Origin of the sequence: Pseudovibrio sp. Ad37 (assembly GCF_001623075.1) — a bacterium.
GTDB lineage: Bacteria > Pseudomonadota > Alphaproteobacteria > Rhizobiales > Stappiaceae > Pseudovibrio.
Window position 1 is genome coordinate 13522 of sequence record NZ_LMCF01000027.1, and the last position, 22989, is coordinate 36510.

The 22989-nt window shown below is 51.7% G+C and carries 16 protein-coding genes and 1 riboswitch; of the genes, 11 read left to right on the plus strand and 5 right to left on the minus strand.

The genetic code is table 11. The features are described 5' to 3' along the window. Window positions 1-815 precede the first annotated feature (815 nt). A complete protein-coding gene (locus tag PsAD37_RS08405; RefSeq protein WP_063295760.1) occupies window positions 816-3653 on the plus strand; it encodes a valine--tRNA ligase in 2838 nt (945 codons plus the stop codon). Window positions 3654-3727: 74 nt separating this feature from the next. On the opposite strand, the gene PsAD37_RS08410 is transcribed toward PsAD37_RS08405, so the two are convergent. Together PsAD37_RS08410 and PsAD37_RS08415 are read right to left on the minus strand one after the other, a co-directional pair. Next, the gene (locus PsAD37_RS08410; RefSeq protein WP_063295761.1) at window positions 3728-7660 is read right to left on the minus strand and encodes an autotransporter domain-containing protein; all 3933 of its coding nucleotides are present in this window, start codon (window positions 7658-7660) and stop codon (window positions 3728-3730) included. A gap of 341 nt (window positions 7661-8001) precedes the next feature. After that, entirely contained in the window at window positions 8002-8448 is a 447-nt protein-coding gene (locus tag PsAD37_RS08415; RefSeq protein WP_084407698.1) for an Rrf2 family transcriptional regulator, read from the minus strand. 352 nt (window positions 8449-8800) lie between these two features. On the opposite strand from PsAD37_RS08415, the gene PsAD37_RS08420 reads away from it, so the two are divergent. Then, complete coding sequence (locus PsAD37_RS08420) at window positions 8801-9022, plus strand: hypothetical protein (protein ID WP_063287743.1); 222 nt, start codon at window positions 8801-8803, stop codon at window positions 9020-9022. A 445-nt stretch (window positions 9023-9467) separates the two neighbouring features. Here the strand turns inward: PsAD37_RS08420 and PsAD37_RS08425 are convergent, their stop codons facing one another. Next, complete coding sequence (locus PsAD37_RS08425; RefSeq protein ID WP_063295762.1) at window positions 9468-11027, minus strand: L-serine ammonia-lyase, iron-sulfur-dependent, subunit alpha; 1560 nt, start codon at window positions 11025-11027, stop codon at window positions 9468-9470. A gap of 326 nt (window positions 11028-11353) precedes the next feature. Between PsAD37_RS08425 and katG the strand changes: the two genes are divergently transcribed. The 4 genes from katG to PsAD37_RS08445 all read left to right on the plus strand — a co-directional run bounded on the left by katG (window position 11354) and on the right by PsAD37_RS08445 (window position 16970). Next, the gene (katG, locus tag PsAD37_RS08430; protein WP_063295763.1) at window positions 11354-13531 is read left to right on the plus strand and encodes a catalase/peroxidase HPI; all 2178 of its coding nucleotides are present in this window, start codon (window positions 11354-11356) and stop codon (window positions 13529-13531) included. Window positions 13532-13647: 116 nt separating this feature from the next. Further along, a riboswitch (TPP riboswitch) is annotated at window positions 13648-13754 on the plus strand. A gap of 21 nt (window positions 13755-13775) precedes the next feature. Next, window positions 13776-14768 carry a thiamine ABC transporter substrate binding subunit gene (gene thiB / locus PsAD37_RS08435; protein ID WP_208991773.1) on the plus strand — a complete coding sequence of 331 codons (993 nt, stop codon included), beginning with the start codon at window positions 13776-13778 and terminating at the stop codon, window positions 14766-14768. Beyond that, window positions 14744-16291, plus strand: a complete 1548-nt coding sequence (locus tag PsAD37_RS08440; RefSeq protein WP_063295776.1) for a thiamine/thiamine pyrophosphate ABC transporter permease ThiP — start codon at window positions 14744-14746, stop codon at window positions 16289-16291. The genes thiB and PsAD37_RS08440 overlap by 25 nt, the downstream gene beginning before the upstream one ends. Beyond that, window positions 16278-16970, plus strand: a complete 693-nt coding sequence (locus PsAD37_RS08445; RefSeq protein ID WP_063295764.1) for an ATP-binding cassette domain-containing protein — start codon at window positions 16278-16280, stop codon at window positions 16968-16970. The genes PsAD37_RS08440 and PsAD37_RS08445 overlap by 14 nt, the downstream gene beginning before the upstream one ends. A gap of 6 nt (window positions 16971-16976) precedes the next feature. Here the strand turns inward: PsAD37_RS08445 and PsAD37_RS08450 are convergent, their stop codons facing one another. Beyond that, window positions 16977-17267, minus strand: coding sequence for a DUF1330 domain-containing protein (locus tag PsAD37_RS08450; RefSeq protein WP_063295765.1), 291 nt, complete (start codon window positions 17265-17267; stop codon window positions 16977-16979). Beyond that, the gene (locus tag PsAD37_RS08455; RefSeq protein WP_244272497.1) at window positions 17267-17920 is read right to left on the minus strand and encodes a GntR family transcriptional regulator; all 654 of its coding nucleotides are present in this window, start codon (window positions 17918-17920) and stop codon (window positions 17267-17269) included. The genes PsAD37_RS08450 and PsAD37_RS08455 overlap by 1 nt, the downstream gene beginning before the upstream one ends. A 156-nt stretch (window positions 17921-18076) precedes the next feature. Here PsAD37_RS08455 and PsAD37_RS08460 point away from each other — a divergent pair, with 156 nt between their 5' ends. The 5 genes from PsAD37_RS08460 to PsAD37_RS08480 are packed head-to-tail and all read left to right on the plus strand — an operon-like array spanning window position 18077 to window position 22908. Next, entirely contained in the window at window positions 18077-18685 is a 609-nt protein-coding gene (locus PsAD37_RS08460; protein ID WP_063295777.1) for an amino acid synthesis family protein, read from the plus strand. Further along, complete coding sequence (locus PsAD37_RS08465) at window positions 18651-19457, plus strand: alpha/beta fold hydrolase (RefSeq protein ID WP_063295767.1); 807 nt, start codon at window positions 18651-18653, stop codon at window positions 19455-19457. Before PsAD37_RS08460 ends, PsAD37_RS08465 begins: the two co-directional genes overlap by 35 nt. A 17-nt stretch (window positions 19458-19474) precedes the next feature. Further along, complete coding sequence (locus PsAD37_RS08470) at window positions 19475-20392, plus strand: flavin reductase family protein (protein WP_063295768.1); 918 nt, start codon at window positions 19475-19477, stop codon at window positions 20390-20392. 3 nt (window positions 20393-20395) lie between these two features. Beyond that, window positions 20396-21442, plus strand: coding sequence for an LLM class flavin-dependent oxidoreductase (locus PsAD37_RS08475; protein WP_063295769.1), 1047 nt, complete (start codon window positions 20396-20398; stop codon window positions 21440-21442). Further along, complete coding sequence (locus tag PsAD37_RS08480; protein WP_063295778.1) at window positions 21442-22908, plus strand: aldehyde dehydrogenase; 1467 nt, start codon at window positions 21442-21444, stop codon at window positions 22906-22908. The genes PsAD37_RS08475 and PsAD37_RS08480 overlap by 1 nt, the downstream gene beginning before the upstream one ends. Window positions 22909-22989 lie beyond the last annotated feature (81 nt).

Consider the following 22989-nt stretch of genomic DNA (forward strand, 5'->3'; position numbering starts at 1 on the left):
GTACATTGGGTTGCAGAACTCTACCCTCTGAAAACGAGAGTGGGTGATGTAGTGATAATAAATTAAAATAAATATAAGTAACATACTGGGTAATTGAAATGTGAATTTTATTCATAGTAATGAGGTGTATTTAAAAATAGAAGCCTTTCTAAGGTTAGATATATGAATTAAATTAGTGTGATTAGGGTTTTTCTTACGTAAGTCTAGCTTCAGTTTCAGATTGTCATTTTGATGGTCTTAATATGTGAAGCATTCAGTAAATTTGTATTTGGTCGAAAACGTACTGGCCATCAATCTGTCGAGCCAGATTCTAGGCAGGCTGAAATACGCACATTTAAGAATTACAGAACCACTTTCGCTCATGGATGGTACACTCCTTATAAGGACTATGTTGAGTAGTTTCATGCTGGGTAGAGTGCGCTAAGCTTGTTGTTTACCCGATCAACTTTCCCCGAGGAGTTCCCAGAGAGCTTGTTAAAACCTGCTGATTACCCCTTTGAGTTGCAAACTCTCTTCTCGCTTCAACCTTTTAGTTACCGTCTTGCTGTACAGACAGCAGCGATTTGTATTCTGCTAAACCTACTAACTTCTATCACCGCATTTAGGCATAGGTCTTGAGGTACAAGGCTTCGTAATTCATTCTCAAATTATATCTCAGCAGTTTTTGGGTGTTTTGTTGTATATGTGATTGCTGGAGCGGTGAACAACACGCGTCTGATGCATAATTTGCATCCTTCAGCCGCCTGAAAGGTTGACTTAGGCGAGTGCTTCCGATTTACACCAGACAAACTCCATAAGTGGAAGAGCTTTTAGGTATGCTGGATAAAACATATGAGGCGGCCTCTGTTGAGCCGCGGATTTACGATGCTTGGGAACAGGCAGGGGCCTTTAAGGCAGGTGCGGGCGCAGAAGATGGAGCTGCGACCTACTCAATCGTGATTCCGCCGCCGAATGTGACAGGCTCTCTGCATATGGGCCATGCTCTCAACAACACTTTGCAGGATATTATGGTTCGCTACCAGCGTATGCGCGGTCGCGACGTTCTGTGGCAACCGGGTATGGACCACGCAGGTATTGCGACACAAATGGTCGTTGAGCGCCAGATGGCTGCTGACGGCGGCAATATCACGCGTCGTGACCTTGGTCGTGAAGCGTTTATTGAACGTGTGTGGAAATGGAAAGGTGAGTCCGGCGGGATGATCTTTAACCAGCTCAAGCGCCTTGGTGCGTCTTGTGACTGGTCCCGTGAGCGTTTCACCATGGACGAAGGCCTCTCCAAGGCTGTTCTGGAAGTGTTTGTTTCTCTTTACAAAGAGAACCTGATTTACAAGGACAAGCGCCTTGTGAACTGGGATCCTAAACTTCTGACTGCGATTTCTGATCTGGAAGTTGAGCAGAAGGAAATGCAGGGCAACATGTGGCATTTCCGCTATCCGCTGGCGGATGGTGTGACGTACCAGCACCCTGTTGCGTTTGATGAAGACGGCAAGGCGACCGAGTTTGAGACGCGTGATTACATCGTGATTGCGACCACTCGCCCGGAAACCATGCTGGGTGATACGGTTGTTATCGTTCATCCGGATGATGAGCGCTTTAAAGAGCTGCAGGGCAAAGACATTATCCTGCCGCTGGTTGGCCGCCGTATTCCAATCCTTGCTGACGACTATGTTGATCTTGAAACCGGTACAGGCGCGATGAAGGTTACGCCTGCGCACGATTTCAATGACTTTGACATTGGTAAGCGTCATTCTCTGCGTCAGATTTCCATCATGGACCGTGAAGCCAACATTGTTCTGCGTGAAGCAGAAGGCTTTATGGATGGTTTGGAACTGACCGATGAGCTCAACAAAACACTGGATACACTTGAAGGTGTTGAGCGCTTTGCAGCACGCAAACTGATTGTTTCCATGCTGGAAGAGCGCGGTCTGCTTGATGAGGTTGTTGATCACGTCAACATGGTTCCACATGGCGACCGTGGCGGCGTTCCGATTGAGCCTATGCTGACTGACCAGTGGTATGTTGATGCCAAGACCATGGCACAGCCTGCCATTGCATCCGTCCGTGAAGGTCGCACCAAGTTCGTTCCTGCCAACTGGGACAAAACCTATTACGAGTGGATGGAAAACATCCAGCCGTGGTGTATTTCCCGTCAGTTGTGGTGGGGACACCGTATTCCTGCGTGGTATGGCCCGGAAGGTAAGTTCTTCGTTGAAAAGAGCGAAGAAGAAGCTTTGGCTGCTGCTGCAGAATTTTACGGCAAGCCTGTTAAGCTGATGGAACAGAACGATGCTCTTGCTGCGCATGATGCAGGCGAGGCTGACTTTGTTGCCATGTACCGCGATGAAGACGTTCTGGATACCTGGTTCTCTTCTGCGTTGTGGCCGTTCTCGACTATGGGCTGGCCAGATAAAACCGCTGAGCTCGCACGCTACTACCCAACGTCTGTTCTGGTTACCGGCTTCGACATCATCTTCTTCTGGGTTGCCCGCATGATGATGATGGGCAAGCACTATATGAAGACTGAGCCTTTCGACACGGTTTACATTCACGCCCTCGTCCGTGACGAGAAGGGCGCGAAGATGTCCAAGTCCAAGGGCAATGTGATCGATCCGCTGGCGCTGATTGAAGAATACAGTGCCGATGCTCTGCGCTTCACGCTTGCTGCCATGGCGGCACAGGGACGCGATATCAAGCTGGCGACCTCTCGCGTTGCTGGTTATCGCAACTTTACCACCAAGCTCTGGAACGTTTGCCGCTTTGCGGAAATGAACGAGTGTCATGCTGTAGACGGCTTTGACCCTGCGCTTGTTAAGCAGACCGTGAACCGCTGGATCGTGACTGAAACAAGCCGCGCTATTCGCGAAGTTTCTGAGGCGATTGATACTTACCGCTTCAACGATGCAGCTGGTGGTGCATACCGCTTTGTGTGGAACACATTCTGTGACTGGTATGTTGAGCTGACCAAGCCGATCTTCTACAGCGATGATGAAGCGGCCAAGGAAGAAGTTCGTGCCACAACAGCCTGGGCTCGTGATGAGATCCTGAAGCTTCTGCACCCGTTCATGCCTTTCATTACGGAAGAGCTTTGGATGCGTACGGTTGAAGATGGCGAGAACAAGCGTGAGAAGCTTCTGGCGCTTTCTGCTTGGCCAACTTCCATTGGTGAAGATGGCGAGGCTGCTGCTGAGATCAACTGGCTGATCGACATGATTGTCCAGATCCGCTCTGTTCGTTCTGAAATGAACGTTCCGGCTGGAGCGAAGGTTCCTGTTGTTCTGTGTGGTGCTTCTGAGCAGACCAAGGCCCGTCTGGAAATCCACGAAGCGGCGATCATGAAGAACGCGCGTGCTGAAACGGTCACCACTGCTGATGAGATCCCACAGGGCTCTGCTCAGATTGTTGTTGGCGAAGCGACTGTTTGTCTGCCTCTTGCAGGTGTTATCGATCTGGATGCTGAAAAGGCTCGTCTTGGCAAGTCTTTGGACAAGATTGTTGGTGAGCTCACCAAGATCTCCAAGAAGCTTGAAAACGAGCGCTTCCTTGCAAAAGCTCCGGAAGATGTCGTTGCTGCTGAAAAAGAAAAAGTGGCTGAACTTGCTGAGCGCAAGGAAAAGATGGAGGCCGCTTTGGAGCGCCTCGCAGCTCTGGGTTAAGGCTCTTACATCCTTTGAATTTTACAAAACGCGGCTCTTCGGGGCCGCGTTTTTTGCTTAGGCTTTCTCTTCCCTCAATACTGCACGAATAGTCTGGCGTTGGCGCCGTGGTCCAGGGTTTGGTCGGCGAGGAGGCCGTAGTAGTTGATGTTGAGTTGGATGTGCTCGGCTAGCCGGGATTCAAGGCCGGTTTCGATCAGGGCCACGTTGCGGGCGATTGGGACGCTGGCGACGGTGAAGGGGTTGCCGCTGTCGATGAAGCTTTGGGTGTAGTCGAGCGTATCAGCGGAAGAGTATTGCCATGCTGCCAAGCCAACAAAGCTTGTGTCCCCGTAAAGGTAGTTGGAAAGATCAAACTCGCCGCGTGTTCCCAGCGTCAGAAAGGTGAGGGAGTTGGATTGTCCATCTGCTTTGAGTGCTGCTGCACCGCCGGTTTCGTTGAAGCCGGGGCCGGACAGGTAAGCATAGGCAACTCCTGCGAAAGGTTCCAGATTGCCGTAGGTGCTTTCCAACGTGTACCCAAGCTCACCAAACACTTGCACAGAACCGGCGAACTGGTCAGATGACAGTGTTTCTTCCGGGAAGAGGCTTACATCGCGATCAGTTGCAATGTTGTACCATGTACCGGCAACACCTCCGCGCAGTTTGACGTTGTCGATCGGATTGGCACTGGCGTAGCCGCCGACACTGTAGCTGTCACTGTCAGATGAGGCATCGATGGAGCTGATGTCGATGGATGTTCTGCCGAAGCCTGCAACCACACCCAGCTGCACCATGTCAAAGTAGATTGCATCAACACCAACCAGAACGCCGCCGACGCTTCTACCTGTGGTGCGGGCATTGCCATCGGAGAAGAATTGACCCCAGCTGCCGTAGACCTGTCCCCACATCGCAAAGTTGCTGACCGTGCGGGAAACGGTGTCGTCATCCACGTCTGCAGCAAAAGCGCTGTGGGCCTTGTAAAGGCGGTCATTCACCGCTTGTCTCAGGAAGCGGCTGTCGGCAAGAAGGATTGCACGGGTTGAAGCGTTGATTTCACCGGCGAGGGGATCGAGAAGAGCTTTAATTTGAGCGTTGTTCATGGGAGCAAGCTGTGTGAAGAGATCGCCGCTTTCATTGATAGTATCAAGCGCCAGAGTGACTGAATGTTCGTTGCGTGTATCTGCCAGACCATTGAAGTTGTTGGAGCTTCGGATGAACTGGATCGCAACGTCGTTACCGTCTCCGGGAATACCGTAGAGCACGTTTACATCAAGCATAAACATATCGTGGCTGACTGAACTGAACGTGCCTGTCGGCGGCTCTGTCCCTGGAGCGGAGAGATTGTCAATAATGACGAACTCATCGCCGATTTTGACCGGTGTTGGACCCATAACGTTAACGAGATCAAGCGCAACGTCGTTCAGGTCCACGCTGCCACCTGCGAGGATCTGGATCTGATCCGCGTTTGCCATTCCAGATACCGGATCAGAGCCGATTTCCATTTCCAGCGTGCCGCCAGTGCCAGTCGCGTCCAGACTGCCGAGCGTAATTGTACCGAAGGACGCTCCGGGTGCGATGATGCCGCCGTTAAGTGTCACACTGCCGCTGGCTGTGCCGTACCCTTCGAGCCGACCATCGGCGTTCACGGTCAGATCACCTGAAAGAGTAGAACTATCCGTTAAGGACGTACCAATCCGCATGGTGCCGCCGTTGATGGTGGAGCTGACCAGAGATTTGGTGCCGTCTGATAGGATAAACGTACCAGCACCGTTCTTTAGGAAGGTACCTCCACCGGGAGTGGCATCTCCTGTCCAGGTGAGGGTTGCACCTGCGTTTGCCATGTCGATGGTATTATCATTGCTGCTCACCTGCAGCTTGGTCGTATCAACAGTTTCGCTGCCTGTGCCCAGATAGAAAAGAGTTCCACCGTTTACGATCACGTTGCCGGACCCAATGGCCGAGGTAGAAAAGCCTTCCAGACCAAGCGTGCCGGTGTCGATTTCAATATCTGCTGTGTAGCCTGAGTTGTCGCCAAGCAGATTGACTTCACCCGGGCCGGTGAAGGTAACCTGATCTGAACCGGTCAGCCCGGACATGATGTTGATCTGGCCAACGATGTCGGTCGTTCCAACCACGTTCCCGGCGCCGGAAAACGCCAGTTCATTGATGGTGACCGTGCTGCCGCCGGTGTAGGTCAGGGTTGAGGAGTTCAGCGTGATGCCGACATTGCCGTTGCCGATGTTGGTGCCGTCACTGAAGATCAACTCGGTATCGGTTACGCCAAGATCACCAGTCCATGAGCTGTTAGTACCGGTTAGGGTGGTTGTTTGGCCACCATCGATGGACAAGTTGCCAGAGCCGGAAAGGTTGGAGGAGATTTCCAGATTGACCGTATTGTCATCAATGTCGATTGTGTTGCTTGTGCCACTGGCGATAGCAATCCTTGAGAGATTGACGTCTGTGGAGCCCTGATAGAGCAGGTTACCATTGTTGAGGGTGGTTGTGCCAAGCCCAAGGCGGTCCGGGTCGTTAAACTCGACGGAACTGTTTTCCTGAACAATGAGGCCACCGGAGAAATTGTTGTCGCCCTGCAGGTTGACCGTGCCGCCAGACCCAATGGTGAGAGCCCCCGGTGTGCCGCCGCCATCTGTGATGTCACCAGTCAATGTCAGGGTGCGTCCGGATTGCACATCAAGCGTACCGTCATCGTGCATCTTGAAATCGTTGGCGATGGTCGCATCTGTACCGGAAATATAACTCAGATCACCACCGTAAAAGAGAACGTCACCTGTGCCGATGTTGGCTGCCGCTCCAAACTCCACAGTACCGGCTGCCAGATCCAAACCGCCGCTGAAGCTGCTGCCCGCTCCACCCAGAACCAGCGTTCCTGCTCCGAGTTTCTTTAAGCGACCAGACCCGCTGATATCATTGCTGACAGTGAGGGTGTCGTTCGTGCCAACCTCAATTGAGGAGGTTCCATCCAGATCGATGAGGTTGTTGATTGTTGCTGAAGAGCCGGTAAATGTGAGGTGGCCGCTGTTCAATTCAATCGCGCTGTTGCCCAGATTGGACGCGCTTGAAAATTGAACTTCTGTGCCATCAATGTCCGTTCCACCGGTCCAAGAATTGTTGCCCGACAGAATGGTTACACCATTGCCTGCAAACCGGAGGGCTCCGTTCCCAGTAATGTCGCCTACGAGATTGAAATTGCCTGAAGAGGTTGTAATGAAGTTAGCGTCACTTGCTTCTGGCCCATCCACAACAAGAATGTCTCCATCAATAGTTGTGCTTCCGATTGCTGTGATACTGCCACCGGTAAACTCAAACTGGCCTTGCCCGGCAGAGTTCGTGTTAATGAACTCGACGTTGGCTCCTTCATCAACGCTCATCTTGCCTCGAAACAGCTTGTTGTTGGAGGTAAGTCGCGTAGTTCCTTCTTCAAAATAGATATCACCGGCACCATCTTCGGCAGAGGCGAGCTGAGCAATAATATGTTCACCTCCACTACTGGTCGCATTAAAGACCACTGTCGCGCCATCGAAGAAGATCAAGTCTCTTGCTTCAATTAAGCCCGGTGTTGTTGCTGGGTCACCGAGTTCTCCGCCAATATTAATCGTCCCGCCGCTGCCAATGACAATGCTGGTTGGCGAGGCTAGGAAACTACCATTGTCTGAAAGGTTGAGAGTTCCCTGATTTACAGAAGTCCCAATCTGGAGCGAAAAGACTGAACCGGTTTGCACCATGGAAGCGCTATCAGTGATATTCACAACTCCGTTGGCATTGATCTGCCCGATACCTACGAAATCGCTGAAGTTGACTGTTTCACCCTGAGAGATATTTAACGTTCCGTCAGTCCCAAAGCCCACATAAATGCCGTTGGTCGCATCTATGACGTCTGGTGGTACGTTTACGGTTCCCGTGACAATCTCCTGAGCAGGAGCTAAACTGATGGTGACGGCAAGCAGGCAGGCAAACGCAAGGCCCGCAAGTACAGTTGTTCCGAAAAGACGCTCACTATACCACATTTCAACCCTCACACATTTGCCAGCTACAGCAGTTCTGAGACAGTTGTTCGGTCGAGCACAGCCGTTACCAAAGGCTGCGCAGTGCAAAACGCAGCTTCAGTTTGAGTAATCACATTAGTAATCCGTTAAGATTTCTTCGCGCTACACAATTATGCTGTATTCGACTAAGGAGCTACGAAGTGATACGCAATACTCTTCTCATGAGCTATAGATTAACTGAATCGAATATAGTTATTAATAGAGTTTTTATTTGTTAAATTAGATTTAATTGTGAATTCAATATAGGATTGGTCAAATATACGAATGAGAAGGTCAATAGTGTCTACGAAGTATTCTTCCTGCTAGCTTTGTTGTGCCACCAAAGCAGATGGTACTGGCAAATCGATAACTGCACTCTCAATTGTCATTTCATCGAGCACGCTCAGGAAGGCGCTGGATGCTCTTTGCATCAATGGTTTTAGGCGACAAGAGGGGAGGAAGCAGCATTGGATTTCTCCACATTCGCTCTGTCGCAGGCACTCGACCACGGCAAAATCATTCTCTACCGCGCGGACAACATCTCCAACGCTGATGTCTTGTGCGAGACGGCCCAGTTTAAACCCTCCACCACGACCACGCATGGTCTCAAGAATACCGGCACGGGAGAGTTGGTTGACGAGTTTCATCACATGGCCACGTGAGAAACCTTGCTGCAAAACGACCTGATCGATGCGTTGAAGAATGTCTGGTTGCATGGCGCATTGCATAACGAGCCGCAAAGCAAAATCGCTTGCCTGATTTAAACGCATAGTGATGCTCCAAAGATATATCGTGCGTATATCATAAAATCAGAGAGTGCTGAACACCGAAAGCGATGTGGTGCTGTGTATATTTTAAGTGTATGAAATAACACATAATTTAGTGTCAACTCAGCTCTTTCTAAGAAAAGATGCAAATAATATATGTCTTTTGTTATGTGCGATGATAAAGATATATATAAAATAGATATTATGAGTCGGAAAGTTGTCACGATAGAGGGCAGGGGTTGTCTCACCAGTGTTTGGCATCGAATTAAGCTGTCAATTTCTTCCTCGTAAAGAACTCTGATTTCTCTGATGTACCACCGTCTGCTCTGAAACTTTTAAACTACGGAGACCTGTTATGTTGCCCGCCATTGTCTTGATCGCAGAAGGATTGGTTGCTCTCTGGTTCCTACTGTTTTTGACCATGATCACAAGCATCTACCTGGATGGTAGAGGATATGGCTCAGGCGTGAAACCCAAGGCAGAGCTAGCTTTCTTCAAACACATTCGTGTCTTCGTAACACTCGGCATATCAGTTGCCTGCGTCGTGACACTGGCTGAAGCATTTGAATTGATCTGACGGAAATCGGAAGAGCCCCATGAAAATCTACGAGTACCTCCCCGCCATCTTCATCTGGGCCATAGTCCCAGCCCCCCTCTGGATCTGGCTTGGCCTGATCTGGTTTGTTTGAGAGGGGTGAGAGGAGCTTACGCCATTCCCTCAAAATCCGATCTATGGATGTCCTTCTCACCCGACTTACAGGCGAAGAGGGGAGCCTTAGGTAGGCTGGGAGGCAGGTATTGGTGAGGTAGAAGGTGTCCAGATTCTGCAGCCGAAGGTGGAACGATTGAGCTTGCAGTTCAATGACGCGGATTCACGTGCCGTCCGGCAGATGGTGATTGATGCGCCAGCCGCCTCAGATTGCAACCCAGACACCTCCGAGATGATAAAGCTCCTGAACAGCTGTAAGGAGACGATTGTAGGGAGTATTAGCGGTTAAGGCATTGAGATCTATGGATCAACCTCATCCGCACATTGCACAGGCAGTCGGTGTTGCCGCACATCCACCGCGAGCGGTACAGCGCAAGTCAGAGTGCATCTGTTTGCCTACTTTTTGTGTGCTGATGACCATCTCATCAAATGGCAAAACAGCGTCAAAACCAGAAAGGCTAGCAACCGCAGACGATTGCGCATGCGCGATCCCAGCGATATTGCGCGCATGACAGGGAATTTCCACTTCCCCACCAACTGGGTCGCAAACCAAACCAAGCGTATTCATCAGACAAAGTGATGCCGCATTAAAGGCTTGTTGTGCTGTTCCTCCAAACAGATGGACCAATCCAGCTGAGATCATTGCGGCTGAAGCACCAGTCTCCACTGAGCATCCTCCCGTTTCAGCGGCAAAACTTCCGTGCTCAGCAAAAACAGCTCCCACAAGTGCTGTGACTTGAAGGGCGTCGATAATCCTTTCACGATCAACACCTTGTTGTTTCAAGGAATATAGCGTGCCCGGTACGATGCCAGAACTTCCAGCTGTTGGAGCAGCAACAACCACTCCCCGATTTGCGTTTGCATCCATAACTGCAAGAGAAGCGCTAAGCGCATCCTGCAAGAATGGTGAGCCGATAATCTCCACGGGATTTGCTGCACCAACCTGCTTTGCGCTCGGTTTCAGGAACTTCATAGTGGATGATTGATTGGTAAGCGCAAGGCCTGCCTGAACTGCGTCCATCATCACATCATACCGGTCTGCAAAGGCTTTTCGCGTTTGGGTCTCAGTCAAGCCTAACCGTTTGGTTTCCAGGGACAAAGCAAGATCTGCAAAACTGTGTCCGCTGCTGGTTTGTTGGACCAAAGCCTTTGGGCTGGCAAAAAGAGGGGCCTCGTCGTGGACAGAGAATTGGACAGGTGTGCAGGACCTGACCTTCCAGCTCTGTTCTATCATGTCTTTCAACTCTGGTTGTTGAGGTGATAGTGGCGAACTGGATTTGATCTCAATAAGTTGGTGGCTATTCTTTGAACCTGCACAGACACGAGCTTGTACCTTTGCATTTGAGGGAAGCTGCTGAAGAGGTGAATTGTCTCCACATTCCAGCAGAAGTATAAAATCGCTCCCAGTCACATCAATTGCGAAAGAGTTAAAGCTATCGAGCTTGAACATCCCGCCGCCTATTGAAAGGCCTTTGAAGTGATCTTCCCGAAGTGCGCCTTCGCTGTCTTCAACCGTGACTGCAATTTCTAGTCGGTTTGGATGATCGTTGGTGTCTAAATTTCTAATGTTGATCTCTAGCGTAAATGGCTTGCCGTTCATCAGATCAGATAGAGCTTGTCGATACTTAGGCGAGGTGACCTCTTCTCCCACCAAGCCTGCTGCAAAGCCTTCGTCACTGCCTTGGTTGGTATAGACTTGGGCAAAAGAACCTTCTGGATCAAATGCCATTTCGACATTGACGATTTTATCGCCATCACAAAGAGAGAGTTGGCGAACAGTCTTCCCGATGAAGTACGGCGCTGCAGAGTGAGAACTCGACGGTCCTCTCATCACCGGACCAATTATGGAATTGAGAAGACTGATAGTGCTCATGCAAATTTCTCCGCGAAAATCAATGTGATATTTTACACGGATTGTTGCTGCATTGAAGGGCAGAACTGATGCTTTCCTCACCTCGCGAAAAGCATCTTTGTGTGTGATGAGGAGAGCTCAGAGGAGCAATCTAAGCACCTTCGTTTACCTTAAAATTTATACGATAAGAAAAACTTATCGTAGTGCGCAGAAGATGCAATTTCACTTAATGCGTTTAGCGATCTATATTCAGTCTAGAATTTGCTGGATGCATCGTTTCGTCTCACCGCTTAAGGTAAACGCTACGTCAAAACCAGCAAGAGCCAAATTTGATAGTGGAGACAGCAATGCACGGTAACGATGTCAAGACAGCCGGTGTTTGTCCGGTGGTACATGGCGCGAATACATCGATGGATAAGCCGGTTACCCGATGGTGGCCTGATGCTTTGAATCTCGACATCCTCCATCAACATGGTGCGCGTACCAACCCGATGGACCCAGGTTTCAACTATCATGATGCTGTCAAATCACTCGACTTCGAAGCAGTGAAGGCAGACGTCCATGCGCTTATGACCGACAGTCAGGACTGGTGGCCAGCGGATTGGGGCCATTATGGCGGACTTATGATCCGCCTTTCGTGGCACACAGCTGGCTCTTATCGTCTTGCAGATGGTCGCGGTGGCGGCGGTTCCGGCAACATTCGCTTTGCTCCGCTTAACTCCTGGCCTGATAACGCAAGCCTCGATAAAGCGCGCCGTTTGCTTTGGCCTATCAAGAAAAAGTACGGCAATGCTCTCTCATGGGCTGATTTGATTATCCTTGCAGGTACAATCGCCTATGACTCCATGGGTCTGAAAACCTTTGGTTTCGGATTTGGCCGTGAGGACATCTGGGGTCCAGAGATCGACACTTATTGGGGATCTGAAAAAGAATGGCTTGCACGCAGTGAAGAGCGTTATGACGATCTGGATGATCCTTCAACGCTCGAAAACCCGCTTGCAGCTACTCATATGGGCCTGATCTACGTGAACCCTGAAGGCGTAAATGGCGTTCCCGGTCCGCAAAAAACAGCCGATCAGATCCGCGAAACCTTTGCTCGTATGGCAATGAATGACGAGGAAACTGCTGCGCTGACGTGCGGTGGTCACACCGTTGGTAAGACCCATGGACGCGGTGCCGTCGATAACATCGGTGTCGCACCGGAAGCCGCTGGTCTTGAAGAGCAGGGATTTGGCTGGTCTAACCCCGGACAGGATGGCAAAGCAACGAATGCCTTTACTTCTGGCATTGAAGGTGCGTGGACCACACACCCAACCACATTCGATATGGGCTTTTTCGATATGCTGTTCGGCCATGAATGGGAGCAGGTAAAATCTCCTGCCGGCGCATGGCAATGGGAACCGGTGTCCATCAAGGAAGAAGACAAACCTGTTGATCCAACAGACCCGTCTGTTCGTCACAATCCGATCATGACGGATGCGGACATGGCGATGAAGGTTGACCCGATCTACAATGAGTACTGTCAGAAATTCATCGCAGATCCTGAGTACTTCAGAGATACGTTTGCGCGTGCATGGTTCAAGCTGACCCACCGCGATATGGGACCGAGAGCCAATTATCTTGGCCCGGATGTGCCGAAAGAAGACCTTATCTGGCAGGATCCGGTTCCGGCGGGCAACACCAACTATGATGTTGTTGCAGTGAAAGCAAAAATTGCGGCAAGTGGTTTGAGCAATGAAGATCTGATCAAAACCGCTTGGGACAGCGCACGTACCTATCGCGGTTCTGATATGCGCGGTGGTGCCAACGGTGCTCGTATCCGCCTCGCTCCTCAAAAGGATTGGGTTGGCAATGAGCCAGACCGCCTTGCGAAAGTTCTGGCTGTGCTTGAACCAATTGCAGCACAGGCAGGAGCCTCAGTCGCAGATGTGATCGTGCTGGCAGGAAATGTTGGTGTGGAAAATGCCATCAAGGCAGCTGGTTTCAACGTGGAAGTTCCATTTGCTTCTGGTCGCGGTGATGCAACAGATGCGATGACTGATGGGACATCCTTCTCTGTATTGGAGCCTATTTCTGATGGCTTCCGTAACTGGCAGAAGCAAGAGTACGCTGTTAGCCCGGAAGAAATGATGCTGGATCGTGCACAGCTCCTCCGCCTCACTGGCTGGGAAATGACTGCACTCGTTGGTGGTCTGCGCGTTCTTGGTGCCAATTATGGCGGATCAAAGCACGGTGTCTTCACGGACCGCGAAGGTCAGCTGACAACGGACTTCTTCGTCAACCTGACCGATATGGACAACAGCTGGCATCCACTCAAAGATGGCACCTATGAGATCCGCGACCGGAAATCTGGCAAGCCAAAGTGGACTGCAACCAGTGCAGACCTTGTGTTTGGCTCCAATTCAGTCCTGCGCGCTTATGCTGAAGTGTATGCTCAGGATGACAACCACGAAAAGTTCGTTCGCGACTTCGTGGCAACATGGACCAAGGTCATGAACGCCGACCGCTTCGACCTGACAGCCTAATAAATGCGACCAGTCCGGGCAGGGAACTGCCCGGGCTTCTTCTTGCAACTCCCTACAGGTGCCCTCTCCATCCCAGCTATATCCAGTTGCGCTTCTGTGTTTTTCCGGTTAAGAACCGCTTGACCTCGGGGTGCGCGTATTTGTCGTGCTGAGATGCTTTAGTGGCGAACCCGTTGAACCTGAACCGGCTAGAACCGGCGGAGGGAAGGGTACCGGTTTCATCCATCCTTGCCCTCTCGCCGCAATGGAGGATGACTTGAAACATCTGTTAATTGCTGCGGGATTACTCACTGCAACATCAGCGATGGCTGCTGAGAAGCCTCAACTGACAGTTTACACATACGACAGCTTCGTTTCTGACTGGGGCCCAGGCCCAAAAGTGGAAGAAGCGTTTGAGGCTGTATGCGAGTGTGACCTGAAACTTGTTGGCGTCGAAGATGGCGCAGCACTGCTTTCCCGCATTCGTCTTGAAGGTAAAAACTCAGATGCCGATGTGGTGCTGGGTCTGGACACCAATCTGGTAGAGACTGCCAAGAAAACTGGCCTGTTTGCACCACACTCTGTTGAAGCCCAATATACACTGCCAGTGGAGTGGGCTGACGAAACCTTTGTGCCGTACGACTGGGGCTACTTTGCCTTCGTACACAAGGCTGGCGAAACCGTACCAACCAACTTCCGCGAGCTTGCGAAGAGTGATGCCAAGATCCTTATTCAGGATCCACGCTCCTCTACACCCGGCCTCGGGTTGTTGCTTTGGGTGAAAGCGGCTTACGGAGACGAAGCTGCTGATGTTTGGGCGGATCTTTCCGATAACATCGTGACGGTTACAAAAGGTTGGTCAGAAGCCTACGGTCTATTCCTTGATGGGGAAGCGGACATGGTGCTCAGTTACACCACGTCTCCGGCTTACCACCTGATTGCCGAGGAAGATAACAGCAAAACCACTGCCGCGTTTGAAGAAGGCCATTACATGCAGGTTGAAGTAGCGGCAAAGCTTGCCGGGACTGATCAGCCAGAGTTGGCAGACAAGTTCCTGAGCTTCATGGTTTCAGATGCTTTCCAGACAATCATTCCAACAACCAACTGGATGTATCCAGCTGTGACACCAAAAGGTGGTTTACCTGCTGGGTTCGACACTCTGCAGGTGCCTGAAAAAGCTTTGTTCTTTAAGCCTGAAGAAGCTGCTGCTGCAAGACGTGAGGCTCTGCCGGAATGGCTAGAAGCGCTCAGCCAGTAAGTTCGCTTCCCGGTGTTGCCGCGGCATTTCTTGTCGCGGCACTCATACTTGGCACGTTGGCCGCGGTTGCCTTGCGAGCCGAAGCGGGTCACGGCTTTTCCTCTTCCGATTGGGCCGCTCTCAAGTTTACGCTCACGCAGGCCGTGCTTTCTGCTGTGATCAGTGTTGCGTTGGCAGTGCCGGTTGCGCGCGCCCTGGCGCGACGGCGGTTTCCGGGCCGCAGTTTGCTCATTGCACTGCTCGGTGCCCCCTTCATTCTACCAGTTATCGTTGCCATTCTTGGGTTACTACAGGTGTTTGGCCGTGCGGGCTGGATATCTGATGTGCTTGTTTATTTTGGTGCTTCACCCATTCGCATTTATGGCCTCCACGGTGTTGTGGTGGCTCATGTTTTCTTCAACCTTCCGCTTGCAACCCGATTGATTTTACAAGGGTGGCAAGAAATCCCTTCAGAGCGTTTTCGCCTTGCTGCACAGCTGGGGTGTGATGGAAAAGCTCTGTTTCGACTGATCGAACTCCCCATGCTCGCGCGCATTTTACCCGGTGCACTGGCTGTGATCTTTGCTATCTGCCTGACAAGCTTTGCTATTGCTCTGACACTTGGTGGTGGGCCACGGGCGACAACCATTGAGCTGGCGATCTATCAGGCATTTACATATGACTTTGATCTTGGACGGGCCGCGCTGCTTTCTGCATTGCAACTCACGCTCACTGCTGCAGCAGCCTTTGCAGCCCTAAAGCTTTCGCGCGGTGAAGGGTTTGGTGCAGGACTGGACCGAGCGATCCGGCGCTGGGATGGTGGTGCACCTGTTGCAGACGCCTTCTGGATTTTGCTTGCAACATTCTTTTTGCTTTTGCCGCTCAGTGCCGTTGTTCTTTCAGGCCTTAGCGGTCTGTTTCTGGTGCCCTTTATTGTGTTGAAGGCGGCGCTTGTTTCCGTTGCTGTCGCTGCGGCCAGCACGGTGATCTTGTTGCTGTTCGCATTGCCTATGGCAGCAGCCGTTGCCGTTCGCCGACATAGCGTGGTTGAGCTTGTCGGAATTTTGGGGTTGGCAGCGTCTCCACTGGTGATCGGAACGGGCTTGTTTATCATCATACGCCCGTGGGCAAACCCGTCTGACCTTGCTCTTCCTGTGACGGCACTGGTCAACGCGGCGATGGCATTGCCGTTTGCGCTTCGTATTCTAGTCCCTGCAGCGCGGGATACCGTTTCGCGTCATGGACGGTTGGCCTTGTCATTGAACATGGAAGGTTGGGTGTTCTTCTCACGCGTCCTCATTCCACGTATGCGACCCCAAATCGGGTTTGCTGCAGGGCTTGCAGCAGCACTTTCCATGGGAGATCTTGGCGTGATTACCCTGTTTGCAGATCCGGAAATTGCAACGCTGCCTCTACAGATCTATCGCTTGATGGGGGCATACAAAATGCAGGCAGCAGCTGGCGGCGCCCTTTTACTGCTTGTGCTTTCAATGGCACTATTCTGGATTTTAGACCGAGGAGGCCGCTGGCATGCTGAAGCTTAACTCTTGTCTCATTGCCAATGGCGCGTTTGAGTTGCATGCCAATTTATACGTTGAAGCTGGCAACAGCGTCGCCGTTATTGGCCCCTCCGGCGCAGGGAAATCAACTCTGCTTGAGGCCATCGCTGGATTCCGCGAGATATCGCAGGGGCAGCTTTTCTGGAAAGAAGGTGAGCTCACCAAACAGGTTCCGGGAAAACGCCCAATCGCCATGCTGTTTCAAGATGGCAACCTGTTTCCTCACTTAACTGCCGCCCAAAACGTGGCTCTTGGTTTGCGGCCTAACGGAAGGCTCTCAAAGCCTGAGCAAGAGCAAGTCACAGCAGCTCTTTCACGGGTTGGACTGGCAGCTATGGGAGAACGTAAGCCAGCTGAGCTATCCGGTGGCCAACAAAGCCGCGTCGCGCTTGCACGCGTTTTGGTTCAGCACCGTGATCTGTTGTTACTCGACGAGCCCTTCGCTGCCCTCGGCCCTGCTCTTAAGGCCGAAATGCTGGATCTTGTCGCGGAGCTCATCGCAGAAACTGGCACGACGCTTCTTATGGTCAGCCACGACCCACAAGACGCCCGCCGCATCACGAACAAAGCAATCCTCGTCGCCGACGGATCAGCGCACCCACCTGCTGAAACCCAACAACTTCTCGACAACCCACCGCAAGCATTGCGAGAGTATTTGGGGTAGGGGAACTTACTCCATTCCCTCAACGATCATGATATCCGCCAGAGCTGCGGTTTTGCGGTGGGTTTTGGCTTCTTGGTATTCTGGGGAGTGGTAGCAGGCCAGGGCTTGTTCCATGGTGTCGAATTCGATGACGACATTGCGGGGATGTGTGGTGCCTTCCAGGTGTTCGGTTTTTCCGCCGCGGGCGAGGAAGCGGGCGCCGTATTTTTGGAAGGCGGCTGGAGCGGCCTGGGTGTAGTTTGTGTAGGCGTCAGCGTCCGTGACTGTGACGTGGGCAATCCAGTAGGCTTTAGGCATTATTTTTCGCTTTTACTCAGCTCTGCAGTCAGAAGGGTTTTGGCAATATTTGCGGCTTCCGTCAGGTGTAACTGAATGGCAGCTGCAGCGGCTTGAGGGTCGTTTGTGTCGATTGCAGAGAAGATTTTTTCGATCCGCTTGTAACCTGCATCATGGCGGTCACGAGTACCCAAAGTCATTGCGCGCAGACGGCTGATGCGGCCGTTGAGTCGCTGTACCACTTCCCATGCAACGTTTTGGCCGCTGATATCAAAAATGCACTGATAGAATAATGTTGTTGCTTCAAACAGGTCGTTTGTTTCGCCACTGCTGTAGGCCAACTTAAGCTGAGCGAGTGCTTTGCCAAGTTTTTTCTTATCCCCATCTTTGGCCAGTTCTGCGCATTTTTGTGCGGCGCTGGTCTCCAAAAGCATACGGATTTCGTAGATCTGTTGCGCGTTTTCCCAATCCAGTTTTGCAACAATCGGGCCTTTGTTTGGGAGTATCTCAACAAGGCCTTCTGCTTCAAGATATCGGATTGTTTCCCTTACAACTGAACGGCTTACACCAAGCTGGTCGCAGAGCGGACGCTCGACTAGGCGGTCACCTGACTGGAAGTGGCCGGCAATGATAGCGGCTCTCATTTTCTCAAGAGCCATATCGCGGAGCGTCATAGTAGGACGCTCAATCTTTAAAGGATTATTTGCAGTAGAGATCATGGCAGCAATCTAGCTCGCGTTGACTTCATTCGCAAGAAGGTATTGACATACGGTATTATGGTATACCATCTTATCACCATTGAATTTGACAGTGGAATGAACGGAAGACCAATGCCAGCAGAGATACGCAAGACACTTCTTCACGTGGAAGACACGCTGATTGAAGGTGGCAAGAAAGCAGAGACCCCATTGCGGATGATTGCGGCAGTTGCTGTTGTCAAGAACCCATGGGCTGGGCAGGGCTTTGTTGAAGATCTGCGTCCGGGCATCCATGATGTTGCACCAGATGTTGGCAAGTTGCTGACGGATATGATCATCAACTTCGCAGGTTCTGGTGAGGCTGTTGAAGGATACGGCAAGGCAGCTGTTGTTGGTGTGAATGGTGAAGTTGAGCATGCCTCCGCGCTCATTCACACGCTGCAATTTGGCAATTTTTACCGTGAAGCTGTTGGCGCCAAAACCTATCTGGCGTTCTGTAACACCCGCGCTGGTGTAAACGCTCCGATCATGATTCCGCTGATGGACAAGAATGACGGTGGCCGCCGTTCACACTATCTCACCATTCAGCTTGCTATTCCGGATGCACCGGGTCCAGATGAAATCGTCATCGCACTGGGAGCGTCACTCTCAGGACGCCCGCACCACCGGATTGGTGATCGTTATCAGGACCTTAAGGAGTTGGGACATGACGTTGACAACCCTGCAGCTGTCACATCCTAAGGGCACAGTTTGCTACCGTGAGGTTGGCGAAGGTGAGCCGCTTGTGCTGGTCCACGGGGTTGGCATGCAGGATGCTTCTTGGGAACCGCAAATCGAGCACTTTGCGAAAACGCATCGTGTTATTGCGGTAAACATGCCGGGGCATGGAGGAAGCACTGCGCTTCCTCAAGGCTCTCAGTTGGAAGATTATGTAGCGTGGCTGCATGCGACGATCTCAGCGCTTGGATTTGAACAGGTGAATCTTGCCGGTCACTCCATGGGTGCATTGATCAGCGGTGGTTACGCAGCAACGTACCCGGAACGCGTAAAACGCGTTGCTTTGTTGAACGGTGTTTACCGCAGATCTCCTGAAGCTCGCAGTGCTGTGGAGGCGCGGGCTAAGGAAATCGCAGAGGGCAACATCAACATCGACGGACCTTTGAGCCGTTGGTTTAGTGAGAGCACTGCGGATCAGCAGGCGAAAGAAAAAGTCGGCAAATGGCTCCGGGAGGTTGATCCGGTTGGCTATGCAGTCACTTACAACGCATTTGCACATGGGGACGTGACCTATGCTGACAAATGGAAGGAAATCAGATGCCCGGCGCTTTTGCTGACGGGTGATGGTGATCCGAACTCCACCAAGGAAATGGCGGTGGATATGGCCAAGGCAGCGCAGGACGGCATGGTCTGCATCATTGAAGGCCATCGTCATATGGCCAATCTGACAGCACCGGAACAAGTCAACGCCGCAATGGCAAGCTGGTTAAAACAGCCAATAAGAACAAACGGATAGAAAGGGGGATCTACCCGATGACAGCGATGGACCCACGTACATTGAGGAATGCATTTGGTACATTCCTTACCGGTGTTACGGTTGTGACAGCCCACGGCCAGGATGGTGAGCCGCTTGGCTTTACAGCAAATTCCTTTTCAAGCGTTTCTCTGGATCCGCCATTGTTGCTGGTGTGTCTTGCGAAGAGCTCCAGCAATTATGATGCGTTGACTGATGCATCCGGTTTTGCTGTCAATATTCTGGCAGAAACCCAGAAGGATGTGTCCAACACCTTTGCCAGCCGTGTTGAAGACCGTTTTGCGACTGTTGACTGGAAAGTTGGTCCTCACGGGTCGCCGGTTCTTTCCGATGTTGCTGCGTGGTTTGATTGCTCAATGCACAATGTGGTGGACGCGGGTGACCATGCAATTCTGATTGGTGAAGTAAAGGCTTTTGAGACCGGTGTTGCCAATGGTCTGGGTTACGCACGCGGTGCATATTTTACTGCCACACAAGAAGTCAGTTCCATTCAGGTAGATAGTGAAACCGTTGTGAGCGCTCTCTTGGAACGAGACAAAAAAGTGCTGTTTTTTGAAGATGATGCAGGCCAACTGCGATTGCCAACGCGCAATGTCAGCAAAGGCACACCAACCAAAGAACTTACAGCATTACTGGAAGAGGTCGGTGTCCCGTCTTCTGTCGGCTTCATTTACTCCGTCTACGAAGATGAAGAAGCGAATGCCCAGCATCTGGCTTTCCATTGCTCAGCCGGTGAAGGGGCCAGCCAGTCTGGAAACTTCCTTGCTTTGACAGATGATGTGCTGGCGCGCGTACAGGATGCTGCCACACAGAAAATGCTGGGCCGGTTTGCGAAGGAGACTCAGAAGGGCAATTTCGGCATCTATTTTGGAAATCATGAAAACGGCGAAGTGCGCAAAATCGCACTGGGAGAGTAAGCCATGAAATTTTCACTTTTCATCCATCTTGAGCGCATTTCCGCTGATGAGAGCCAGCAAAAGCTCTATGACGAGTTTCTGCAGCTTTGTGAGATTGCAGACAAAGGCGGCATGCATGCGATCTGGACTGGTGAACACCATGGCATGAACTTCACCATTGCGCCGAACCCTTTCATCAACCTTGTAGATCTGGCACGGCGGACCGAAAATGTACGTCTTGGAACAGGAACTGTCATCGCCCCTTTCTGGCATCCAATCAAGCTGGCTGGCGAAGCAGCTATGGCGGATATCATTATGGATGGCCGTCTTGAGCTGGGTATTGCTCGTGGTGCCTACAGTTTTGAATATGAACGCATGATCCCGGGCCTTGATGCGTGGGAAGCTGGTCAGCGCATGCGCGAGTTGGTTCCTGCCGTCAAAAAGCTCTGGGATGGTGATTATGCTCATGAAGGTGAGTATTGGCAGTTCCCGAAAACGACATCTGCACCACAACCAATGCAGGATCCGCACCCACCTGTCTGGGTTGCTGCGCGTGATCCAAACTCCCATGATTTCGCTGTGGCGCATGGTTGTAACGTGCAGGTTACGCCGCTTTGGAACGGCGACGATGAAGTTGAAAGCCTCATGGAGCGCTTCAACGATGCTTGTGAGAAGAGCCCGTCTGTTCCACGCCCGAAAATTATGTTGCTGCGCCACACCTATGTTGGTGGTGATGAAGCGGATGTTCAGCAGGGTGCTGAAGAGGTCAACCGTTTCTACAACTACTTTGGTGCATGGTTCAAAAACGAACGCCCAATCACTCAGGGTCTTATTGAGCCGCTCAGCGACGAAGATATTGCGAACCACCCCTTCTACAGCGCGGAGCAGATGCGTACCAACAATGTGATCGGTACGTCTGACAAAGTCATCGAGCGCCTGAAGCACTACGAAGACCTTGGCTACGATGAATACTCATTCTGGATTGATAGCGGCATGACGTTTGAGCGCAAGAAAGCCTCTCTTGAACGCTTCATCAATGAAGTGATGCCTGCTTTCCAAAAGGATGCATGATGAAACGCTTCCAGCACTATATCGATGGTCGTTTTGAAGATGGCTCAGCGCAATTTCAAAGTCTGGACCCGGCAACAGGTCAGCCTTGGGCAGAAATGCCCGAGGCGCGGACTGAGGATGTAAACCGTGCTGTTGCTGCAGCTGAGCGGGCTTTCTTTGATCCTGCCTGGAGCAGCCTGACAGCAACACAGCGCGGCAAGCTGCTTTACAAACTGGCAGATCTGGTTGAGGCGAATGCGCCTAAGCTGGCACAGTTGGAAACGCAGGACACCGGGAAGATCATCCGCGAAACATCTGCCCAGGTGGCATATGTAGCGGACTACTATCGGTATTATGCTGGCTTGGCAGATAAGATTGAAGGGGCTCACCTTCCAATCGACAAGCAGGACATGGAAGTCTGGCTACGCCGTGAACCTGTTGGTGTGGTGGCTGCCATTGTTCCGTGGAATAATCAGTTGTTCCTGTCCGCTGTTAAGATTGGCCCTGCACTGGCTGCCGGCTGTACGTTGATTGTGAAAGCGTCTGAAGAAGGACCTTCACCGCTTTTGGAGTTTGCCAAGCTGATTGAAGAAGCTGGTTTCCCGAAAGGTGTGGTCAACATCATCACCGGGTTTGGTGCCGAATGCGGACAGGTGCTGACATCGCATCCGTCCGTGGCTCATGTCGCGTTTACTGGCGGACCGGAAACTGCAAAGCACATCGTGCGCAATTCTGCGGAAAACCTTGCCAGCACGTCGCTAGAACTGGGCGGCAAATCTCCGTTTATTGTGTTTGAAGATGCTGATATCGACAGCGCCGTAAATGCGCAGATATCCGGCATTTTTGCAGCAACAGGCCAAAGCTGTGTTGCAGGTTCTCGTCTGATCATCGCAAAAAGCATCAAGGACGAGTTTCTTGCTCGTTTGAAGGCCAAAGCTGAAGCCGTCGTCATCGGGCATCCGCAGGATATGGCAACAGAGGTTGGCCCTTTGTGCAGTCAGCGCCAGCGCGATCACATTAATGCAGTGATCAAAGCTTCTGTTGACGCTGGTGCGACGGTGCTGACCGGTGGTGTGGATTGCGATCGTGATGGCTTCTACTTCCCACCAACCATTCTGGATTGCTCAAAGGTGCCGAATGCCCCTTGTGTGACAACCGAACTGTTTGGCCCAGTGCTTTCTGTTCTCACTTTTGAGACAGAGGCTGAAGCCCTGCAGATGGCGAACGATACAAAATTTGGCCTGGCTTCCGGCATCTTTACGCAAAGCCTGACGCGGGCACATCGCATGATAAAGGGCATTCGCTCCGGCATCGTGTGGGTGAACACCTATCGCGCAGTTTCCCCTGTTGCTCCGTTTGGTGGACAGGGACTTTCCGGCCATGGCCGCGAAGGCGGACTGCAGGCAGCCTTGGATTACACAACAGTCAAAACAGTTTGGTTGCGCACCTCTGATGATCCGATACCGGACCCATTCGTTATGCGCTGAGAACAGGGAGAACCCCATCCGTAGCTCCTGTTCAGCAGGGGTTGGAGATAAGCCGGTGGTGAAACCCGGCATGGACACAAT